Origin of the sequence: Robertmurraya sp. DFI.2.37, from assembly GCF_029211245.1 — a bacterium.
In the GTDB taxonomy this organism is placed as follows: Bacteria; Bacillota; Bacilli; order Bacillales; family Cytobacillaceae; genus Robertmurraya; species Robertmurraya methanolica_A.
The window spans coordinates 1-19,515 of the sequence record NZ_JARGEJ010000050.1 but is presented as its reverse complement, the minus strand read 5'-3'; the positions used below and the strand labels follow the sequence as shown (position 1 = coordinate 19,515).

Genomic DNA, 19,515 nt, shown 5'->3' with positions numbered 1-19,515 from the left:
GATCTTTTGAGCTATTTACCTATTATTTTTCATCAATACTCAGGAGCTTCTTTTCTAATAAATGATTTAGTGCGATGCAAATCGCTATTTTGACATGTGAATATGTTAATCCCCCTTGAACGTATGCCACATATGGTGGACGGGTCGGTCCATCAGCGGTAAGTTCTATACTCGCTCCTTGGATAAACGTGCCTGCTGCCATAATGACATCATCTTCATAGCCAGGCATATAACTCGGATATGGCGTTACATGAGAATTAATAGGAGAAGAAAATTGAATCGCTTGGCAAAAAGCAATCATCTTCTCTCGTTCATCAAACTGGACAGACTGGATTAAATCCGTCCGCACGGCATCCCACTTTGGATTTGTATTCATTCCCAGCTTTTCAAGCGTGGCTGCGGTAAGGATCGCTCCTTTTAAAGCTTGCCCAACGATATGCGGCGCCATAAAAAAGCCCTGATACATTTCTTGTAGACTATAAAGGGATGCCCCTGCTTCTCTCCCAATCCCAGGCGACGTAAGTCTATAAGCGCAAGCCTCGACCCATTCTTTTTTGCCGACAATATAACCGCCGGTTTTAACAAGGCCACCGCCGGGATTCTTGATCAATGAACCAGCCATTAAATCTGCCCCGACATGACATGGTTCAAGCTCTTCCACGAATTCTCCGTAACAATTATCGACAAAAACGACGACTTTCGGATGAATCTTTTTTACAAAATCAATCATTTCCTTTATTTGCTCAACTGTAAAAGAAGGACGATTCGCATAGCCTTTAGAGCGCTGAATACCAATCATTTTCGTATTAGGCTTCATCGCTTGTTTAACTGCCGGGTAGTCAATATCCCCTTCTACTGTTAAAGGAACACTGTTATAAGAAATCCCATATTCCTTTAACGAACCAACTCCACTTCCCCTAATACCAACAATTTCTTCGAGTGTGTCATAAGGCTTTCCTGTTATGTAAAGAAGTTCATCACCAGGTCTAAGTACTCCAAAGAGGGAAATGGAAATGGCATGAGTTCCTGAAATGATTTGAGGTCTAACTAACCCAGCCTCACCACCAAATACCTCTGCGTAAATATCCTCTAATGTATCTCGACCAATGTCATCATAACCATAACCGGTTGATGGAATAAAATGCGAGTCACTTACACGATGATGCTGAAAACTTGAAAGCACTCGAAATTGATTGCGATCGATTCGTTCGTCAATCTCTTGATGCAAATCCTGCACTTGTTCCTCTACTTCTATCATGATTTTTTCTAACTGCTTGCCATATGTTAATTGCTGATACATGCTGTTCTCCTTCTATATATCAAATATCATTTCACTTAATCGAATAGTGATAAAGTTGGCCAAGTATTTGATGATCTGTCAAACAATAGCCTTTGCATACGTATAATTGTTTTTCCTCATGAAAACGAAGCTCTCTTAGTATGGTATCATTCTTAAGTTGCGCTAACAGCTTTCCTTCTGTTGATGGAACCTCTACATGGTAAAATTCCATTGCTTGCAATACAATCTGTTCAATTTGTTTTTTTAATCGCATGCGATCTTGTTCATCAAACGCACTAATTAGGATTGTTTCGGTCTTTGCCGTCGGAACAAAATCACCGTGCTGCTGATCCTTTTTATTGTAAACCGTTAGCTGCGGAATTTGCTGAACTTCTAAATCCACCAATAGTTTATGGACCGTTTGCTCATGCTGATAATAATCTTCACTGGACATATCGACGAGATGAAGAATTAAGTCAGCCTCCTTCACCTCCTCAAGCGTTGAACGGAAGGCAGCAATAAGCGTTGTAGGCAAATCTTGGATAAAGCCAACCGTATCTGTTAAAAGAGTGCCAAACCCACTTGGTAAAATCATTTTTCGAGTCATTGGATCAAGCGTTGCAAATAATTGATTTTCTTCAAATGAATCAGCTTCTGTCAAGCGGTTAAATAAGGTCGACTTCCCTGCGTTCGTATAGCCAACCAGTGCAATTTGGAACGCTTTGTTTTTCTTTCGTCTTTCACGGTAACGATCACGATGCTGGACAATAACACTGAGCTGGGTCTTGATATCATCAATTCTACGGCGGATATGGCGGCGATCGCTTTCAAGCTTCGTTTCCCCAGGTCCCCTTGTCCCAATTCCAGCTCCCAATCTTGAGAGGTGAAGCCCTTGACCACCGAGTCTTGGTAAGAGATATTGAAGCTGTGCTAATTCCACCTGTAGCTTCCCTTCCTTTGAACGGGCTCTCGTCGCGAAGATGTCCAAAATTAATTGTGTTCGATCAATAATCCTCCCTTCTAACTCTGCAGAAAGGTTTCGCACTTGACTTGGAGACAGTTCATCATTAAAAATAATCAGCTCAGCCTCCAGCTCTGCTTCCAATGCCTTTAATTCTGTCACCTTTCCCTTACCGATGTAAGTAGACGGATGAATCCGTTCTCTTTTTTGAATTAATTTTGCGACTACCTTTCCTTTTGCAGTTTCTGTTAATGACTCAAGTTCTTCCATTGAATATTGATAGCGAAGATCATCCTCTGTTGTTTGACAACCTACAATGATCACTTTTTCAATACTCGCTTCTTGTTTTGACAAATCATTTCCTCCTGTCCTTAAAGCATCTATATGAATTAGATATTAGGTGAGCTAATGCACTTCGAATTCATCATATCAAAAAAGAAGAGTGAACACGAATTTTGCAAAAAATAAATGTCTTTCATTGCAAACATGCTCCGTGATAAAATCAAGTTGTTTGTTTAAAGTGGGCGAATTTATCATTTAGAGGAGAATACAAGAATGACCTGGGAAGTATTGAGTATGATCGGCACCGTCGCATTTGCTATTAGCGGAGCGATTATTGCAATGGAAGAAGATTATGATATTTTAGGAGTTTACATATTAGGGATTGTAACTGCTTTCGGAGGAGGGGCGATTCGCAACCTACTTATCGGTGTACCAGTTTCAGCATTATGGGAGCAAGGACCCTTTTTTCAGGTTGCTCTTTTATCGATAACGCTCGTCTTCTTCTTCCTTAATAATCTCCTTAAAGTGTGGCAAAGATGGGGTAACCTTTTTGACGCCATCGGTTTGTCAGCTTTCGCAATTCAAGGAGCTCTCTATGCTGTAAAAATGGAGTTGCCCCTAAGCGCCGTTATTGTCGCGGCAGTACTGACTGGAAGCGGCGGTGGGATCATCCGCGATTTATTAGCAGGAAGAAAACCACTGGTATTAAGCGCAGAGATATATGCGGTGTGGGCGATTTTAGCAGGGATCGCAATCGGCTTAAAATGGACCGTGACTTCCTTTGAATTGTACACTCTTTTTATCATCATCGTTTTTTTACGTGTATTATCGTACACATACAATTGGAAACTTCCAAAACGATTTAATCTATCGATTCATGCAAAAAAGCGAAACATCGAAAGTTAATATCGAGCTTCAGATCATAGAAGGCTGACGTTTCGTCAGCCTTCATCAAGGATTAAATCATTACTTCGGATCGTCATTAAATCATGGCGATCGAATTGATTTTGCATGAGTAAGCGCATCGATTGGGCACGAATCGATTTTTCAATAACATTTCTCATATATCTGCCGTTGGAGAAACTCGTTACGTTTAAGGAATTTTTAATCCAATATAAATGATCGCGCAGCCTTTTCTCTGCTTCATGACTTAATGTATACTCTTTTTCCTGAAGCATCTTGTCACCAATTTCCATTAATTGATCAATGGTATAATCAGGAAAGTCGATCACAAGTGGGAAGCGTGAATAAAGGCCGGGATTTAACGTTAAAAACTGATCCATCTCTCTTGAGTAACCGGCAAGAATAAGTATGAAGTCATGTTGTTTATCCTCCATATGCTTGACCATCGTATCGATCGCTTCTTTTCCAAAATCTTTCTCACCGCCGCGCCCTAAGCTGTATGCTTCATCTACAAACAAAATACCACCCATTGCCTTTTTGATTAAATCTCTCGTTTTTTGAGCTGTATGACCAATGTACTCCCCTACCAAATCTGCTCTTTCTGCCTCGATAAGATGGCCTTTAGAAAGAACATTCATTTTTTGGAATAACTTCCCGATTAGTCTTGCAACCGTTGTTTTGCCTGTGCCGGGATTTCCTTTAAACATCATGTGAAGTGCCTGTTTTCCGACTTTTAGCCCTTCTTCTTCTCGTTTTTTATTAATATATATCCAGGCATATATTTCTTTAATCGTTTTCTTCATTTCTTCCATTCCCACTAATGTACCAAGTTCCTCCTCAATTTCCTTTAAAGCTGCATGCTCCTGTGGAATCGTCTTTGGAACCACTTTTACATCGGGCAACTCCTTCGCAACCGTTTTTCTTATTTGTGAATTAAGAACAATGCTAATTTGACCGTTATTTTTCATACGAATAGGTTGGTCCAAAGCTTTCACCTCACATTTCTAAAAGCTGTTTTCTCTAGTTGAATTCAGAAAAATTCAATAGTTGGGTGAATCGGCCATGTTTACGAAAAAGCACCGCTTCTCCATCTCAAAAGAATTATTTATCATCATCATACTCAGATGAGATCATTTTCGTGACACTAGCCTAATTTCACTTTTGCACAAGTTGACCTATGAAGCTGTTGATGTTCGGTTCTTCATGAAATCCCGATTCTTTCGTAGATGAAAAAAGGAGAAAATAATGCAATAACAGCTAAGCAACCACCCTGTTAAAATAGCCTAGGTTAAAAATGTTAACTATACTATATGTATTCAATTTAAACCTATTTCATTAAAGTTTTTATTAAAAACCCTTTCATCCTTTAAATATATTGCCAATGAGAATAAATTAAGGTCGTTTTCCTTAGTGGCTATTGTACGAACTGATTTTCGAGCAAGGAAACGCTCATATGAACAGCTAGCGCTAAGCCAGCTTCATACTCCAGACCGGGAAAATCCCCCCTCGATAGAAAAATAAAAAGGCTCACTTCGTATTGAAGCGAGCCTTTGTATTTTACGATTGTGAAGGATTTTCTAAATCAATTTGCACATTTCTTTGTGGGGCAAAGGTCGAAATTGCATGTTTATAAACAAGCTGCTGCTTGCCTTCTGATTCAAACAATACGGTGAAGTTATCAAAGCCTTTTATTTGACCTCTTAGTTGGAAACCATTTAATAAAAAAACTGTAACGCTGCTTCCGTCCTTACGCAATTGATTTAAGAATTGATCTTGAATATTAATGGATTGTTTCATCTGGGATCCTCCTCTTTTATCTCTATTAATATGTATTCGATTTTATTTTCAGCTTTCCTTCAATATACGTGGAAATTTCCGCAATTTTTTTTGTAAATGTTACGTTGTCGGTCACATCTGACATATCAAACCACTGAACATCCATTTTGTTGCGAAACCACGTTAGCTGCCGTTTTGCATAACGGCGAGAATTTTGCTTTAATTGCTCAACGGCTAAATTTAATGGGAGTTTCCCATCAAAATAATCGTACAGTTCCTTATAGCCAATCGCTTGGACCGAGCCGCAATCTCTAAGTCCAGATTGATACAATCCTTGCACTTCATCTACTAATCCTTGCTCGATCATGATGTCTACCCGCTTGTCAATGCGCTCATATAGTTGTTCTCTTTTCATCGTTAACCCGACTAGTGCCGTGTCATAGCATAAATCTGCCGTTTGTTTATCTTGGAATTGGCCCATTGTCTTTCCAGTACAATGGAATATTTCAAGAGCTCTTATCACTCTGCGCACATTATTGGGATGAATATTCCTAGCACCAAGCGGATCAATGACGAGAAGCTCTTGGTAAAGCACTTCTTTTCCTTCTTTTTCCGCTTTTAATTCCATGCTTTTTCGAAATTCTTCATCCGATGGGGCGCTCGAAAATTGATAATCATAAATGACGGACTGAATGTACAAGCCAGTACCGCCAACGATCATCGCCAGCCTATTGCGATTGGTGATATCTGCAATTTTTTCACGAACAAGCATTTGAAATTCTGCAACAGAGAACGATTGATTGGGTGCTTTAATATCAATTAAATGATGGGGAATTCCCTCCATCTCATCATTTGTGATTTTTGCGGTGCCTATATCCATTCCTTTATATACTTGCATCGAATCACCACTAATGATTTCACCATTGAAACGCTTGGCCAATTCAATGCTCATTTTCGTCTTTCCTACAGCAGTAGGTCCAAGTAAAACAAGGACTTTTTCTTTACTGTCCACTACCTCCACGCCTTTACTATCCATTTGTGTTTTTACCGCAGTAAAACTGCTAATTCTCATCGTAACACATTTAAAGGCTATTTTCTTCATTTGTAATATTTTTTAACAAATATGTCGATTCATTTTTTAAAGTTTATGAACTAAATGATTGTGAAATACGAGAAACTTTCAACATTTAATTAGTATGTCCAAAAATATCCAGTTTATTCACCTTCGGACTCAATTTACAAATTTTCCATTTTACATTACATTTCCTTAACGTTTATATAACAACCCCCTAAATGAACCACTTCCATGCTAATTTATATAAAGACATGAACAAACTGTAATTTTTATATTAATTCTATTTACTACAGCATAGATGTCATCAAGAAAATAGAGAATAGGTGGGGAAAGAAATGCTTGCAGCAAATGAAATCGGAATTGACTTAGGAACTGCAAATATATTAGTCTATAGCAAAAATAAAGGAATTACGTTAAATGAACCTTCATTAGTAGCCGTTGATGTTCGTACAAAAAAAGTGATTGCTTTCGGTCAAGAAGCGAAGGAAATGGTTGGTAAAACACCTCCTCATATCCATGTCATTCGTCCTCTAAAAAATGGAGTCATTGCGGACTATGATATTACGACAGAGCTTTTAAAAATCATTATGAAGCAAGCTATGAATAAATCTGGCGTAAACGTTCGAAAACCCAATGTGATCATTTGTACCCCTTCGGCAGCAACTAGTGTAGACAAACGGGCGATTCAAGACGCTGCACGTAATGCAGGTGCGAAGCAAGTCTTTTTAATTGAAGAGCCTGTTGCTGCTGCGATCGGGTCAGGGCTTCCCGTTGATGAGCCTGTTGCCAATATGATTGTTGATATTGGAGGCGGCTCTACGGAAGTGGCGATTATTTCTTTTGGAGGCGTAGTCGCAGCTCAATCGATCAATATTGGCGGAGATCGACTAGATGAGGAAATTATTCAATATGTTCGTAAAAATTATAATGTCCTTATCGGAGAAAGAACTGCTGAGCAAGTAAAAATGGAAATTGGTCATGCCCTCGTAGATCATGAAGAACTAAAGATGGAGATTCGCGGACGGGATCTAGTAACTGGTTTACCGAAAACAATCACTCTATCATCTTACGAAATTCGCGAAACGTTAAAAGAATCCTTACTCCATATGCTGGAAGCAATCCGTGCTACTTTAGAAGAATGTCCGGCAGAGTTGAGTGGAGATATTGTTGATAGAGGTGTTGTTCTGACAGGTGGTGGCTCACTCTTAAACGGAATGGAAGAATGGTTAAGTAAAGAAATTTTTGTACCCGTTCAGCTTTCAGAAAGCCCACTTGAATCTGTCGCATTAGGAACAGGCGAATCACTTAGTATTATGAAAAAACTTCGCCAAGCAGCAAAATAAAAAACAAAAGATGTTCTCAAAATATTTTCATTTTGAACTGCTCCATTAAGTAAAGCTTTTTCCGGACAGCGTTCCATTACACTTAAATAACTGTCGATTTAGCAGGATGAGTGTGACATTAGTTCGCAAGGTGCGATATAAAAAAAGTGCCTTATTACTTTCTTAACTGATATAAAAATACAAGGAAAGGCGCTTTAATTGCCAACAAATGTGGGTAATAATTTGATAGCAATGACCTTTGAAGTGCATGTAAAACATTTTATTCAGTTATCAGGCGAAAAAACGCCATGAAGCTATCAACAACTGACGCTGTTAAAAAAGCGAACGTTAACAGGCAGCTTGGCTTGAGAGGTTGTATAATTCGTTATGGTTATACAACCTCTTCAAAACCTTGACATTTCATTTCCTCCCCTTCGTTAAAGTAGTCCATTATATATACAGACAGTTAAAAAGGAAGGAAGGGACAGGCTAAGTAGGCCATGCTCTAACGGTACTCCTTCTCATTCCTATTCAATTGATTTTCGGCGCCACTTATTAAAATAAAGGAAAATAGGCAGTGGAATAATAATAAATCCTAAGCTTTTAATCATTTGGTTTTTGGCATTCTCCTTTTGTCGCTCTCTCTCATCCTCCATTAATTGCTCGTACTCTGCTCGTAATTGCTCCTCCGTTAACGTAACCGTTTGTTGACCTTCTATTTTTTCACTTTGTCTCATGATTTTAAAATCAGAATAGGTCTGATAATAAGATGGTGGACTAAATAAGTCCGCTGTTGCCATAAAGATTGAAATTCCGCCGCCAATCACCATCATTAATGTGGCAAAAAGAACAAGGTATACATAGAGATGTCTGACCAAACTCTCTCCCCCTTCCTTACGTTTTGATAAAACAACGATTAGAAATATAATGAAGACTGTTATCACGATTATTAGTAACAAGGATATGAAAAACAGCAAATAATAACCACCTCCTCGTCTACCACTATATTATGATTTATTAAAGCATTTCAAACCAGTGTTTTTCTATCAAAACGGATATTTTCTGCATAATTGTACAATTGAAATGAAATGCTAACGATATATCGGCAAGATTCATTGATGAGTGAAATGGCTGGGGTGCAAATGAAAGCTTCAGAAATAAATAAAGATATTAAAAAAATATATTCCTTGTACAATCAAGCCCATGAATCATTTGTGGATATTTGGCAAAAGATGATTCTGTTTACCCCAAGATGGTGGCTAGGGTTCGCTTTAAGTATTTTGCCGTGGATTATTTGGTTCAAATTACATAATCGCCACAATAGAGGCGATCTCATTCGCGCTGGATTTTTCATGGCGATTATTGCATTAATACTTGATTCAATCGGCCTCCAATTCGGCCTTTGGACATACCCATATAATGTTTTTCCATTTATTACAGGCTATTTACCATGGGATCTTACATTATTACCTGTTTCAATGATGCTTATGATTGAATTTATGCCAAATTTGAATCCTTTCCTAAAGGGAATCATCTATGGAGCACTTGCAGCATTTATTGGTGAACCAATTGCAATGTGGTTAGATTTGTATGAACCTATCCATTGGAAAAGCATTTATTCTTTTCCTATATATGTTTTATTGTTCTTGCTATCGAACTATATTGCTAAAGGCAAACTATCTCACGCAACATTCTAATTGCAGATGGAATATTTCAATAAAAAAATGATGTTTAAAGTTGTCGATCATGCCATTTGGGCGCTTTTTATCCTGACTCGATGAACATTTTGAAGAAAGCAGGCCTTTCTTATAACGTAACATCGAGTCAGAGAGGTCTTGAAAGTTCTAGAAATCAAGGATCTTCGCGAAATGCGCCGACAAATCTCAGAATTCTCGAACATAGCAAATTAAAAATATAACGATTACATCGATTTTTAAATAAACAAATTCCCTTTTTAAAGAGTCTTTATCACGTTTAACCAATGGTTGAGTAAATGAACAATGTTCTATCCAGTCCATTAAACTCGTCAATATAACATTTGCACTAATGTGCTGTTTTTGCTGTAAATGAGTCATCAAGGGCTCTTTTCCACTTTTATTCATAATCTGAAGGATTCACTGAAAAAGCATAGACTAAGTAAATGACTAAGCATATAGCTGTCGTAATAAATCCCCAGCCAAGTGTTAATTGATCAATGACTAAATAATTATTACATAACGACTCTTCCGACCATATATATAAAGCTCCCATTCCAAAATACTTGACTGTAAAAATAAAAATAATGAAATTTTTCCATGCCTTTGTTAGCTTCTTCCAACTATCCCTCAGTGGCACTCCTGCCAAAAATGGTAAGCTAATAAACTTCCAAATCTCCATAGTTTGCATCGTTAATGCTTCATCCATTGTTCGAGGAATAGTCCAATATATCATTATCATCATAAAAAGGGTGATCCCTGGTATACCATTATGGTTCCACTTTTCGAGAAAAAGATGGGATCGTCTCAATAAAAGGCCAGACATTAAGAAACCTGAAATGACCAGCATGGGCATTTGCATATGCATATGGGTTATCATCATAGATTCAAAAAGAGCAGCAACAGGTGGGAGCATCAAGAAAATATATAATAATAAGCCATAGATAAATTGTGTCATCTCTTGCTCACCTGCTCACCGGCAAGTATTCTTTCAACTTTTTCAGCTGCCTCCTCAATATTTGTAAAATCCATCACCTCTATGAGACTGCCAGTTTTATCGACGAGATAAAAAGCTGAATTATGAGTAAAGTTCCCTTGACCATCAGGGATGACGATTACACCGAATTTTTCAAGTAAAGTATTAAGCTCTGTTTTGTCCACAATCCTTGCCATTCTCCATGTTTCCCCATCACTTTTAAAAGCTTTTCGATATCTTTCCAATGTTTCTGGGTCATCTCGTTCAGGATCAAAGCTAATGCTAAGAAAGACAATCTCTTCTCCCATATACTTCTGTGGTAGCAAATCATATACTTGAGCCATATTGTATTCTAATTGAGGACAAACCGTTCCACATGCTGTGTACAGGAAAGTGATAAACATGAATTTCCCTTCAAACTCAGAAATAGGATACGTTCTCCCTTTGCTATCCTCCAATGTGACATCAGGAAAAACAGGCTTTTCTTGTATTAATCGATTAACCCTAGCCGTTTCTTCTGTAAAAGCTGTGAACCCATCTGTTCCGATAAATAACAAAACAACTCCGAATAAGAAAACAACCAGTAACGATATTGCATTATGCCGGTTTTTGAACATGCGATCACTTCCTAATTTTGTTCCCATCCATAATTTCAAAAGAGACAACCCGACATCTGATCTATCTCTTTTTCAATAAAATCACCATGTCTTAAACGGTGGAGATCCAGGTGGGGCATTAACGATCATATCTGTTAATGGCAATACATAGGCCATGGCGATTACAATGAGCATCACAACCACCCAGATTCCCCAGCGTTCTGTCATATACGGTGTTGGTGCTTCATCTTGTTCGATCTCAGCAATTGGGAATTCGACTTCCCCTTTTGGCGCAAAGAACATCATATTAAATACTGCATAGACCTGCAGAATTACCGCAATTAACAAAAGGGTTGCACCTATGCCAACCGCTGTCATCAATGGATTCCATCCTAATGTCTCTGCAAAATCTCCATAGGTCGTAAAAGATGTCCTTCTCGGGGAACCAAACAATCCAGCTGCATGCATGGAGATAGCCATGATTACCATTCCTACCGTCCAAATAATTGTTTGAATAATACCTAATTTATTCATTTGTGGAGTTAACACCCGTTTTGAAAGGTAAGGTACTAACCAGTAGCTAATTCCAAAGAATGTCATGACCACTGACATTCCAAGTGTTAAATGGAAGTGCCCCACTATCCACATCGTGTTATGAACCACCTGATCTAATTGATTTGTACTTTGCACGATCCCACCTGCTCCGGCTGGGATAAAAGCTGCCATTGCGATAAAAGGAGATAGGAAGCGAACGTCCCCCCATGGAAGTTTCTTAAACCAACCAAGTGCCCCCTTGCCACCTTTCCTTCGACCTGTACGCTCAAAAACTCTAAACATCGCATAGGCAGTCATTAATGAAGGAAAACCAATAGCAAGACTCATAAATACGTGCATAAATTTGATCGGAAGTGATATACCTGGGTCAACAATCTGATGGTGGAAACCACCTGTAATATTCATAATGACAAGTGCAATCACAACGACGCGAGTTAAATAATCATTCCATCTTGTCCCCCCAATGATTTTTGGTACGATAACATACCACGCAGATACAGCTGTTAAATACCAGATGTTGACCGCCGTATGTCCAAATGCCCAAAATAATGTTCTCGCAACCATAACATTAATCGTCTCGACCCAACCGAGAGACCATGGAATAATCATAAATAGTACTTCCACAGCAACGAATGCAGTTGCTCCGACCAATAACACAAACACCCCAGTTGCAAAAAATGCTAAGATTGGAAGATGTTGTCCTTTATGATTCTTCCTCCAATGAGCCACGTTGATGAATGCTCCTGTTGCCAGTATCCAAATTCCTAATACAACCAATACTAACCCAAAATAGAAGACTGGATGGGCTGCCATTGGTGGATAGAATGTATACATAACAGAAGCCTCATTCATTAGAACTGGAACAACAACCAAGACAAGCCCTACCATTTTTGTCCAGAATCCAATCCAAGCAAGTTTTCGCACCTTTGGTAAGAGACCACCTAATGTATGGGAAAGACCCGCGTAAAAATATCCGATCGTAAAAAATGCAGAAAGTACAACAACGAGTAACAGTCCATGTGCGGTCAATATTTGATAATAATTTAGCCAAGCTGGTAATTCCAGAACCCCTGCCCGGTTCAACCCTTGCAATAAACCTAGCAATCCCCCGAGCAGTAAAGCGACAAAAGCGACAGCTAAATATGATTTCGATATTCGCGCATCCTCTAAACAAACGCCTAAAACCTTATTCTTTTTTTCACTGATAACTGCTGCTCTTCTATTTTGTTCAATAGCCGCGTCCACTTTCATTCCCTCCTTTATTTAACCGTAATCGTCGTGCTCATTAACTGATGTCCTGCACCGCAATATTCATTGCATAGCACTAAATACTCACCAGGCTCAGAAAATTTCTGCGAAATTTTTTGGATATGTCCTGGCATGACCATTGCATTAATATTCGTATTCGCTACTTGAAATCCGTGTACAACGTCCTTTGAAGTTAACGTGAAGTGTACGGTTGAACCTGCAGGTATTTCAAGCTCCATTGGCGTAAAACTGAATACTTGTAAAGTCATCACCACTTCATATTCCTTTTCGCCAATTTGTTTTATTCCAGGTTCATCAAATGGAGCCGTTTCATCCACTTTTTGCGGATCTATTATTTCATTATGACTTGGCGGTCCCATTTCCAATGCAAATGCTTGATAGCCAGTAATCAACATAAATATCATGATGATGCCGAAGCTCAGTGTTAACCAAATTTTTTCATCAAGGTGCATCATATTCTCCTCCTTTAAATTCTATCCATGTAGAATCCGAATAATATAAAGTAAGTAACTAGAATAACGGCTGCAACCACGCCGACTGAGATCCACGTACCCAATTTTGATGTGGCAAGTTTATCCATATTTTCTTTTTCAACATTTATTTCATCTTGAACATGATCAGAAGCTTTCATTAAAATTCCCTCCCTTAGTTTTCTCACTTTCAGCATAATTGCGAATGATTCTCATCGTAGTGAGAAAAATCACTTTACCACTTCCTTTATTCAAAAAACATTCACTTTTCCGCTCGATATTGCGATAAACACTGTTGTTATAGGGATAGCAAAATAAATATCCTTTTAACGAATTCGGATTTTTATAAAAAATGCCTAACCTGTATACGTTCTTTAAGACAGGTTAGGCATTGGGCTCTATTTTTTAAAATTAATGCTCTCACTATAATGATGGACTGATTTGGGAAAAGAAATATTTAATCAGAAAAGCTATTTTTATGAAATATAAAACATCGATTCAGAAAAATAGTTAAAAATACTAATTTTGCGGTAAGGCGAAATGAAGAATTAGATGAAATGAACGAAGGTTACTTAAAACTCTTACTCTTAACTTCTAAAGACATGTATAATTTTTAGTAAGACTTAAATATCGTGTATACCTTAAAATTTATACTAGGAGTGTGAACATAAATTTGACATTACAAACAAAAAATCGATACCTCATTACCATTTTTTTCTTTTACATCATCGTATTGGTATATTTCATGTTTTTCGGATTTGGGCGCCCACAATTAGCTGAAATACGAGAATATCGATATTCACTATTACCACTTCGAATTCCTTTATGGCTACCAAAGAGTTTTTCAATAGATACGTTCAAACTATGGGTTTTTGCTCTCGGCAACCTTATAGCATTTATTCCATTTGGAGTACTCGTACCGATGGTTTTTAAAAAGCAGTTAAATACCTACTTTAAGTTTATAGGACTGTTTTTGCTTTTTATTCTAGTCATGGAAACGATGCAAATGGTAACTTATTTAGGCAGCTTTGATGCAGAGGATATCATGATAAATATGATTGGTGCCTCCATTGGATTTTATTCATATAAAGTAAGCAAACATGCTTCCACTCAAAAAAATAAAATTGTTTACACTGCATTATCAATGGTGGGATTAACTTTATTGACGTTTTTCATCGCTTGGATCTATAACAATACAGTCACACCGTATGTTATCGATTTACTTGGACTGGATTAAAGTAATTCTTGATCCCCGTTATTAACGTGGAATTCTCGACACCATAACTTTCAATAGTCATAGGGATTTTACAAACTTGCATGCCGAACAAATATCATTAGACTACTTTTTCTTTTTAAGTAACCCGTCAATACGATACACTTTATTTTGGTGGGATACTCACCATTCCATGCTGTATGTGCTAAACAGTTCATGTCCTTCATAAAGAATGACCTTCTTCGAAAGTGAGTTAAAGTGGTTGGGACAACTTTATCCTACGAAGTGGGGTTCTTTATTACCACGCTATTAAGCTCTCAGGAATCCCTGCTAGCATAGCAAGGGTTTTTTAAACCATTAAAAGAGGTTTCTAATTCCTTAGAAACCCCTCTACATCACGCGTTTAAACATCTTTTCCATTTCATATGTTGAGTAATGAATAATGATCGGTCTTCCGTGTGGGCATGTGAATGGATCCGATGATCTTCTTAACTGATCCAAAAGTGCTTGAATTTCACTCATTTGCAAATAATGATTTGCTTTTATCGAAGCTTTGCAGCTCATCATGATCGCTGCTTCCTCTCGCAGTTTCTTTATATCGACTTTTTTCATTGTGAGCAGTTGTTCGAGCATTTCTTCAATAATTTCCTTTTCCAGTCCTGTTGGAAACCACTGCGGATGAGAGCGTGCAATAAAGCTATTGATTCCGAAAGGTTCTAAAAATACACCAACTTCTTCAAGCTGCTCCTTATGCTCCATAATTTTAATCGCTTCATCTGCCGAGTATTCAAAAGTTAAAGGTACAAGCATCTCTTGAAGCTCGCTTTCAACCTGTCCTACTTTCTCACGAAAATATTCATATTTAATTCTTTCTTGTGCGGCATGTTGATCAATAATGTAAAGTCCCTTTTCATTTTGAGCCAAAATATAGGTTCCATGCATTTGACCAATCGGATATAACGGTGGGACTCTTGATTCAACGTTTGCTTCATCTTTGCTGACAGTTGCTGGTGCTGAAGCAATCATTTCCTCCTCAACAAATGAGCGTGCGGCTTTAACTTGGCTGCTTTCTATCGGTCTAACAGGAAGTTCCCTTATTGTTTCCTGCACTTCAACCTGCGGAAATTCTTCAAAAGAAAATGCCGGTTGCGCTTCTTTAGCAACTGGAAGATGCTCGAAATCGAAAGAGGGCTGCTCCGATCTTTCTACCTGTTTTGCTTCCCGCTTCAAACCTTCTGGAATAAGTTCTTTTTGGTGAAAAGCGTTTTTAATCGTTTCTGTTACAAGCTGATTCAACTCAGCTTCTTTACTAAATCGCACTTCCATTTTTGAAGGATGTACATTGACATCCACCAAAATCGGGTCCATTTCAACGTTGAGCAAAACTATTGGAAAACGTCCAATTGGAAGAAGAGTATGATATCCTTCTTGAATTGATTTTACCAATGGATAGTTTTTAATAAATCTACCATTAACCATCGTTGTAATATAATTGCGCGATGCCCTCGTTATCTCAGGCAAAGCAAGCCAGCCACGAATGGTAAAATCAAGTGAAGTCGCTTCAATCGGAATCATTTTTTTAACGATATTTAGACCATAGATTGCCGCCAGCACTTGGCGTACGTCCCCATTGCCATTCGTATGAAGAAGCTTTCTATCATTGTGGATAAGGCGGAAAGAAACTTCTGGATGAGAAAGGGCAAGACGATTGACAATATCGGTAATATTTCCAAGCTCTGTATGAACTGTTTTCATATATTTTAATCTTGCTGGTGTATTGAAAAATAAATCTGTGACAATGATATCTGTCCCTTTGCGGCTTGATGCTTTTTCGAAGGTTTCTACATGACCACCTTCTAAAACAAGACGCGTTCCCTCTTCACCTGTCGATGTCTTGATCTCAATCCTTGAAACAGAGGCAATACTTGGAAGGGCCTCTCCACGAAACCCTAACGTTCTAATTCGGAATAAATCTTGATCATTTTTGATTTTACTTGTGGCATGTCGCTGAAAAGCCATTAATACATCTGATTCCTCAATTCCATCACCATTATCTGTAATGCGAATTTTCGCAAGACCTGCTTCTTCTACTTCGATTTCGATAATCGTACTATTGGCGTCTAGCGCATTTTCCACTAATTCCTTTACAACAGATGCAGGTCTCTCTACTACTTCACCAGCAGCAATTTTATTCGAAAGTAAATCATCTAGCTGAATAATTTTCCCCATTACGCCACCTCTCAATAATTAGCTTTTTAATTTTTTGTGAAGCTCATAAAGGGTATTCATCGCTTGCATTGGCGTCATCTCTAAAATATCGATTTCCCTGATTTGCTCCAATGCTTTTTTCTCCTTTGCACTGAATGGAGAAGCTTCCTTGATCACTGGCTCATCAAAGAATGACAGCTGCCCACTTTCCAACTTTGGAGCTTGCACGCTTTCACCTTGATTCTCAAAGTTTTCAAGCAGTTCATTAGCCCGCTTGATTAAAGAGTTAGGTAGGTTAGCAAGCTGGGCAACGTGAATCCCGTAGCTCTTATCGGCAGCACCCTCCTTAATTTTATGAAGGAAGACCACTCTACCATTTTGTTCAATTGCACTAACATGAACATTCTTTAATTGCTTGAGCTCCTTATCTAATACAGTTAATTCATGATAATGGGTTGAAAATAAAGTTTTCGCGCCAATTTTATTATGGATATGCTCAATAATCGCTTGCGCAAGCGCCATCCCATCATAAGTAGAAGTCCCACGACCAATCTCGTCAAAAAGAATCAGACTATTGGCCGTCGCATTTTCAATCGCATGATTTGCTTCAAGCATTTCAACCATGAATGTACTTTGACCGGAAATTAAATCGTCAGCAGCGCCGATTCGAGTAAATACCTGATCAAAAATAGGCAAGGTTGCTTCCCTAGCCGGGACGAAGCAGCCAATTTGGGCTAGAATCGCCGTAAGGGCAATTTGACGCATATATGTGCTTTTCCCAGACATATTTGGTCCAGTTATAAGAAGAACTTCTCTTTCTTTATCCATGTAACAATCGTTTGGTACATATTCTTGTGCATTCATGACTTTTTCTACGACCGGATGTCTGCCATCTTTTAGCAAAATCATGCGGTCAGAGGAAAATTGCGGCTTCACATAATGCCTTTCTTCACTTATGGAAGCAAAACATTGCAGTACATCAATTTCACTAACTATTTTCGCTAATCTCTGCAATCTCGGAATATAGCTTTTTACAAACTCACGAATCTCTGTAAATAGCGCATATTCAAGCTCCACACTTTTTTCCTCTGCTTGTAAAATGAGCGCTTCCTTTTCTTTGAGAGCAGGCGTCACAAACCGTTCCGCATTCGTTAATGTTTGCTTCCGTTCATATTGCCCTTCCTCAAGCAAATGAAGATTCGCCTTTGTCACTTCAATATAATAGCCAAACACACGGTTATAGCCGATTTTCAACGATTTAATTCCCGTTTTCTCCCGTTCTTCTCGCTCGAGTTGCGCAATCCACGTTTTTCCGTTTTTGCTAGCATCACGATACTTGTCTAACTCTTCATGATAGCCATCTTGAATAATGTTTCCCTCTTTGATGGATAGGGGTGGATTATCGACGATTGCCCGTTCCAGCAATTCGACTACTTCTTCACAAGGGTCAAGCTGAGATGCTAAAAGATCCGCCTCTTCATTCCCCATCTGTGTGATAACACTTTTAAGATGTGGTATTTGATAAAGGGAGCGTTTTAATTGCATTAAGTCGCGGGCATTAACATTTCCAAAGGCTACTCTTCCTGCCAGCCTTTCTAAATCATAGACTTCTGTCAGTTTTTCCCGCATTTCCTGCCGCTCAAAATAATGGGACATGAACACTTCAACGAGTGCTTGACGTCTAATGATATCATCCTTATTAATAAGGGGGCGATCAATCCACTGCTTTAACAAACGTCCGCCCATTGCTGTTTTTGTTTCATCCAATAGCCATAATAAAGAACCCTTCTTACCTTTTGAACGAATCGTTTCCGTTAACTCAAGATTTCGTTTTGAATAATAATCAATCTTCATAAATTGCTGAATTTCATATCGGTTAACAGGCTGCAGGTGATCAAGCGATCTTTTTTGTGTTCGGTACAAATAGTTGAATAACCGTGCAATCGTACTCTTTAACCTCGTTTCTTCTACAGCGTTTAGAAGAGTGGCAAAACGATCATTTATCGTCTCATTGTCTTCAAAAGATAAAGTTGCCGAAAATCGTTCACGAATTTTAAGCTGCAATTGCTCAGCTAGCTGCGAAGGAATGACCACTTCCTTTGCTCCTGAAAGAGCAATTTCGTTTAAAACAAGCTCATCATTCCCTTCAAGTAACGTAACCTTGCTCTCTCCTGTTGAAAGATCACTATAAGCGAAGCCATAGCTGCCATCCGAAAAAGGGGTTAGAGAGGCAATAAAATTATTCTCTTTCTCATTTAATCCACGGCCTTCCATCATTGTTCCAGGAGTAATTAACTGGACAACTTCCCGTTTGACAACGCCTTTCGCTTGCCTTGGGTCCTCGGTTTGTTCGCAAATTGCGACTTTATATCCTTTTTCTACTAGTCTATCAATATATTGGGGAGCAGAGTGATAAGGAACTCCGCACATCGGGATCCGTTCCTCAGACCCCCCCTCACGGCTAGTTAAGGTAATTTCAAGCTCCTGTGACGCCTTCAATGCGTCATCAAAGAACATTTCATAAAAATCTCCTAAACGAAAAAATAAAAAGGCATCTTGATAGTCTGCCTTCACCTGTAAATATTGTTGTATCATCGGCGTATATGTAGCCATTCTAATCCTCCAAAACTTTTCTCACATTAATGAATGATATGACTCTATTATAACATAGGTAAAAATGAGCGAAAACGGTTTGCATTCAATAGCAAATCTTTTCGCACAGCAGCCAATCTCACATTCCATTCTTATAAACGACAAAATATAAGTTTAATGGCATTCTTAATCATGTAAATCAAAAAAGCTTCCTAAATAGGTACTGCACCCCAGAAGTTAGAGTTAAAAATCTAACCTCTGGGGTGTTTTTGTATGGCAAAATATAGTGAAGAATTTAAATTAAAAATTGTAATGGAATATCTAAGGGGCAAACTAGGATATTA

17 protein-coding genes are annotated in these 19,515 nt (G+C 38.4%); 4 read left to right on the top strand and 13 right to left on the bottom strand.

Features of this window, described 5'->3' with window-relative positions; genetic code table 11:
- Nucleotides 1-22: 22 nt before the first annotated feature.
- A complete protein-coding gene (locus PZE06_RS20000; protein WP_150917252.1) occupies nt 23-1,300 on the bottom strand; it encodes a methionine gamma-lyase family protein in 1,278 nt (425 codons plus the stop codon).
- A 31-nt stretch (nt 1,301-1,331) separates the two neighbouring features.
- On the bottom strand, nt 1,332-2,594 hold the full coding sequence (hflX, locus tag PZE06_RS19995) for a GTPase HflX (protein ID WP_150917254.1): 1,263 nt from the start codon (nt 2,592-2,594) through the stop codon (nt 1,332-1,334).
- Between the two features lie 201 nt (nt 2,595-2,795).
- On the opposite strand from hflX, the gene PZE06_RS19990 reads away from it, so the two are divergent.
- Nucleotides 2,796-3,428 carry a trimeric intracellular cation channel family protein gene (locus PZE06_RS19990; RefSeq protein WP_150917256.1) on the top strand — a complete coding sequence of 211 codons (633 nt, stop codon included), beginning with the start codon at nt 2,796-2,798 and terminating at the stop codon, nt 3,426-3,428.
- Nucleotides 3,429-3,463: 35 nt separating this feature from the next.
- Here PZE06_RS19990 and spoVK read toward each other — a convergent pair whose 3' ends face one another.
- From spoVK to miaA, 3 genes are all read right to left on the bottom strand, one after another.
- Nucleotides 3,464-4,411, bottom strand: a complete 948-nt coding sequence (gene spoVK, locus PZE06_RS19985) for a stage V sporulation protein K (protein WP_150917258.1) — start codon at nt 4,409-4,411, stop codon at nt 3,464-3,466.
- Nucleotides 4,412-4,982: 571 nt separating this feature from the next.
- Nucleotides 4,983-5,222, bottom strand: coding sequence for an RNA chaperone Hfq (gene hfq / locus PZE06_RS19980; protein WP_095308249.1), 240 nt, complete (start codon nt 5,220-5,222; stop codon nt 4,983-4,985).
- Between the two features lie 25 nt (nt 5,223-5,247).
- Nucleotides 5,248-6,237, bottom strand: a complete 990-nt coding sequence (gene miaA / locus PZE06_RS19975; protein ID WP_150917276.1) for a tRNA (adenosine(37)-N6)-dimethylallyltransferase MiaA — start codon at nt 6,235-6,237, stop codon at nt 5,248-5,250.
- Between the two features lie 374 nt (nt 6,238-6,611).
- Between miaA and mreBH the strand changes: the two genes are divergently transcribed.
- On the top strand, nt 6,612-7,619 hold the full coding sequence (mreBH, locus tag PZE06_RS19970; RefSeq protein ID WP_150917260.1) for a rod-share determining protein MreBH: 1,008 nt from the start codon (nt 6,612-6,614) through the stop codon (nt 7,617-7,619).
- Nucleotides 7,620-8,125: 506 nt separating this feature from the next.
- Here mreBH and PZE06_RS19965 read toward each other — a convergent pair.
- The gene (locus PZE06_RS19965) at nt 8,126-8,476 is read right to left on the bottom strand and encodes a hypothetical protein (protein WP_225310726.1); all 351 of its coding nucleotides are present in this window, start codon (nt 8,474-8,476) and stop codon (nt 8,126-8,128) included.
- Nucleotides 8,477-8,716: 240 nt separating this feature from the next.
- Between PZE06_RS19965 and PZE06_RS19960 the strand changes: the two genes are divergently transcribed.
- Nucleotides 8,717-9,295: a CBO0543 family protein gene (locus PZE06_RS19960; protein WP_150917262.1), complete on the top strand. Its 579-nt coding sequence runs from the start codon at nt 8,717-8,719 to the stop codon at nt 9,293-9,295.
- A gap of 397 nt (nt 9,296-9,692) precedes the next feature.
- Here the strand turns inward: PZE06_RS19960 and PZE06_RS19955 are convergent, their stop codons facing one another.
- The 5 genes from PZE06_RS19955 to PZE06_RS19935 all read right to left on the bottom strand — a co-directional run bounded on the left by PZE06_RS19955 (nt 9,693) and on the right by PZE06_RS19935 (nt 13,319).
- Nucleotides 9,693-10,250, bottom strand: coding sequence for a hypothetical protein (locus PZE06_RS19955; protein ID WP_150917264.1), 558 nt, complete (start codon nt 10,248-10,250; stop codon nt 9,693-9,695).
- Complete coding sequence (locus tag PZE06_RS19950; protein WP_150917266.1) at nt 10,247-10,885, bottom strand: SCO family protein; 639 nt, start codon at nt 10,883-10,885, stop codon at nt 10,247-10,249. The genes PZE06_RS19955 and PZE06_RS19950 overlap by 4 nt, the downstream gene beginning before the upstream one ends.
- An 81-nt stretch (nt 10,886-10,966) precedes the next feature.
- Nucleotides 10,967-12,664 carry a cbb3-type cytochrome c oxidase subunit I gene (locus PZE06_RS19945; RefSeq protein WP_225310727.1) on the bottom strand — a complete coding sequence of 566 codons (1,698 nt, stop codon included), beginning with the start codon at nt 12,662-12,664 and terminating at the stop codon, nt 10,967-10,969.
- A 14-nt stretch (nt 12,665-12,678) separates the two neighbouring features.
- Nucleotides 12,679-13,143, bottom strand: a complete 465-nt coding sequence (locus PZE06_RS19940; RefSeq protein ID WP_150917270.1) for a cytochrome c oxidase subunit II — start codon at nt 13,141-13,143, stop codon at nt 12,679-12,681.
- Nucleotides 13,144-13,154: 11 nt separating this feature from the next.
- Nucleotides 13,155-13,319 carry a hypothetical protein gene (locus PZE06_RS19935; RefSeq protein ID WP_191963272.1) on the bottom strand — a complete coding sequence of 55 codons (165 nt, stop codon included), beginning with the start codon at nt 13,317-13,319 and terminating at the stop codon, nt 13,155-13,157.
- A 512-nt stretch (nt 13,320-13,831) separates the two neighbouring features.
- On the opposite strand from PZE06_RS19935, the gene PZE06_RS19930 reads away from it, so the two are divergent.
- Nucleotides 13,832-14,395 carry a VanZ family protein gene (locus PZE06_RS19930; RefSeq protein ID WP_225310728.1) on the top strand — a complete coding sequence of 188 codons (564 nt, stop codon included), beginning with the start codon at nt 13,832-13,834 and terminating at the stop codon, nt 14,393-14,395.
- Between the two features lie 366 nt (nt 14,396-14,761).
- Here the strand turns inward: PZE06_RS19930 and mutL are convergent, their stop codons facing one another.
- Together mutL and mutS are read right to left on the bottom strand one after the other, a co-directional pair.
- A complete protein-coding gene (mutL, locus tag PZE06_RS19925; RefSeq protein WP_150917272.1) occupies nt 14,762-16,600 on the bottom strand; it encodes a DNA mismatch repair endonuclease MutL in 1,839 nt (612 codons plus the stop codon).
- A gap of 18 nt (nt 16,601-16,618) precedes the next feature.
- On the bottom strand, nt 16,619-19,192 hold the full coding sequence (gene mutS / locus PZE06_RS19920; protein ID WP_150917274.1) for a DNA mismatch repair protein MutS: 2,574 nt from the start codon (nt 19,190-19,192) through the stop codon (nt 16,619-16,621).
- Between the last annotated feature and the right edge of the window lie 323 nt (nt 19,193-19,515).

Coding starts and splice junctions, on each gene's coding strand:
- miaA (WP_150917276.1), bottom strand. CDS start 6,237: ATGGATAGTAAAGGCGTGGAGGTAGTGGACAGTAAAGAAAAAGTCCTT.
- hfq (WP_095308249.1), bottom strand. CDS start 5,222: ATGAAACAATCCATTAATATTCAAGATCAATTCTTAAATCAATTGCGT.
- PZE06_RS20000 (WP_150917252.1), bottom strand. CDS start 1,300: ATGTATCAGCAATTAACATATGGCAAGCAGTTAGAAAAAATCATGATA.
- PZE06_RS19935 (WP_191963272.1), bottom strand. CDS start 13,319: ATGAAAGCTTCTGATCATGTTCAAGATGAAATAAATGTTGAAAAAGAA.
- mutL (WP_150917272.1), bottom strand. CDS start 16,600: ATGGGGAAAATTATTCAGCTAGATGATTTACTTTCGAATAAAATTGCT.
- PZE06_RS19950 (WP_150917266.1), bottom strand. CDS start 10,885: ATGTTCAAAAACCGGCATAATGCAATATCGTTACTGGTTGTTTTCTTA.
- PZE06_RS19940 (WP_150917270.1), bottom strand. CDS start 13,143: ATGATGCACCTTGATGAAAAAATTTGGTTAACACTGAGCTTCGGCATC.
- mutS (WP_150917274.1), bottom strand. CDS start 19,192: ATGGCTACATATACGCCGATGATACAACAATATTTACAGGTGAAGGCA.
- PZE06_RS19960 (WP_150917262.1), top strand. CDS start 8,717: ATGAGTGAAATGGCTGGGGTGCAAATGAAAGCTTCAGAAATAAATAAA.
- PZE06_RS19955 (WP_150917264.1), bottom strand. CDS start 10,250: ATGACACAATTTATCTATGGCTTATTATTATATATTTTCTTGATGCTC.
- PZE06_RS19990 (WP_150917256.1), top strand. CDS start 2,796: ATGACCTGGGAAGTATTGAGTATGATCGGCACCGTCGCATTTGCTATT.
- mreBH (WP_150917260.1), top strand. CDS start 6,612: ATGCTTGCAGCAAATGAAATCGGAATTGACTTAGGAACTGCAAATATA.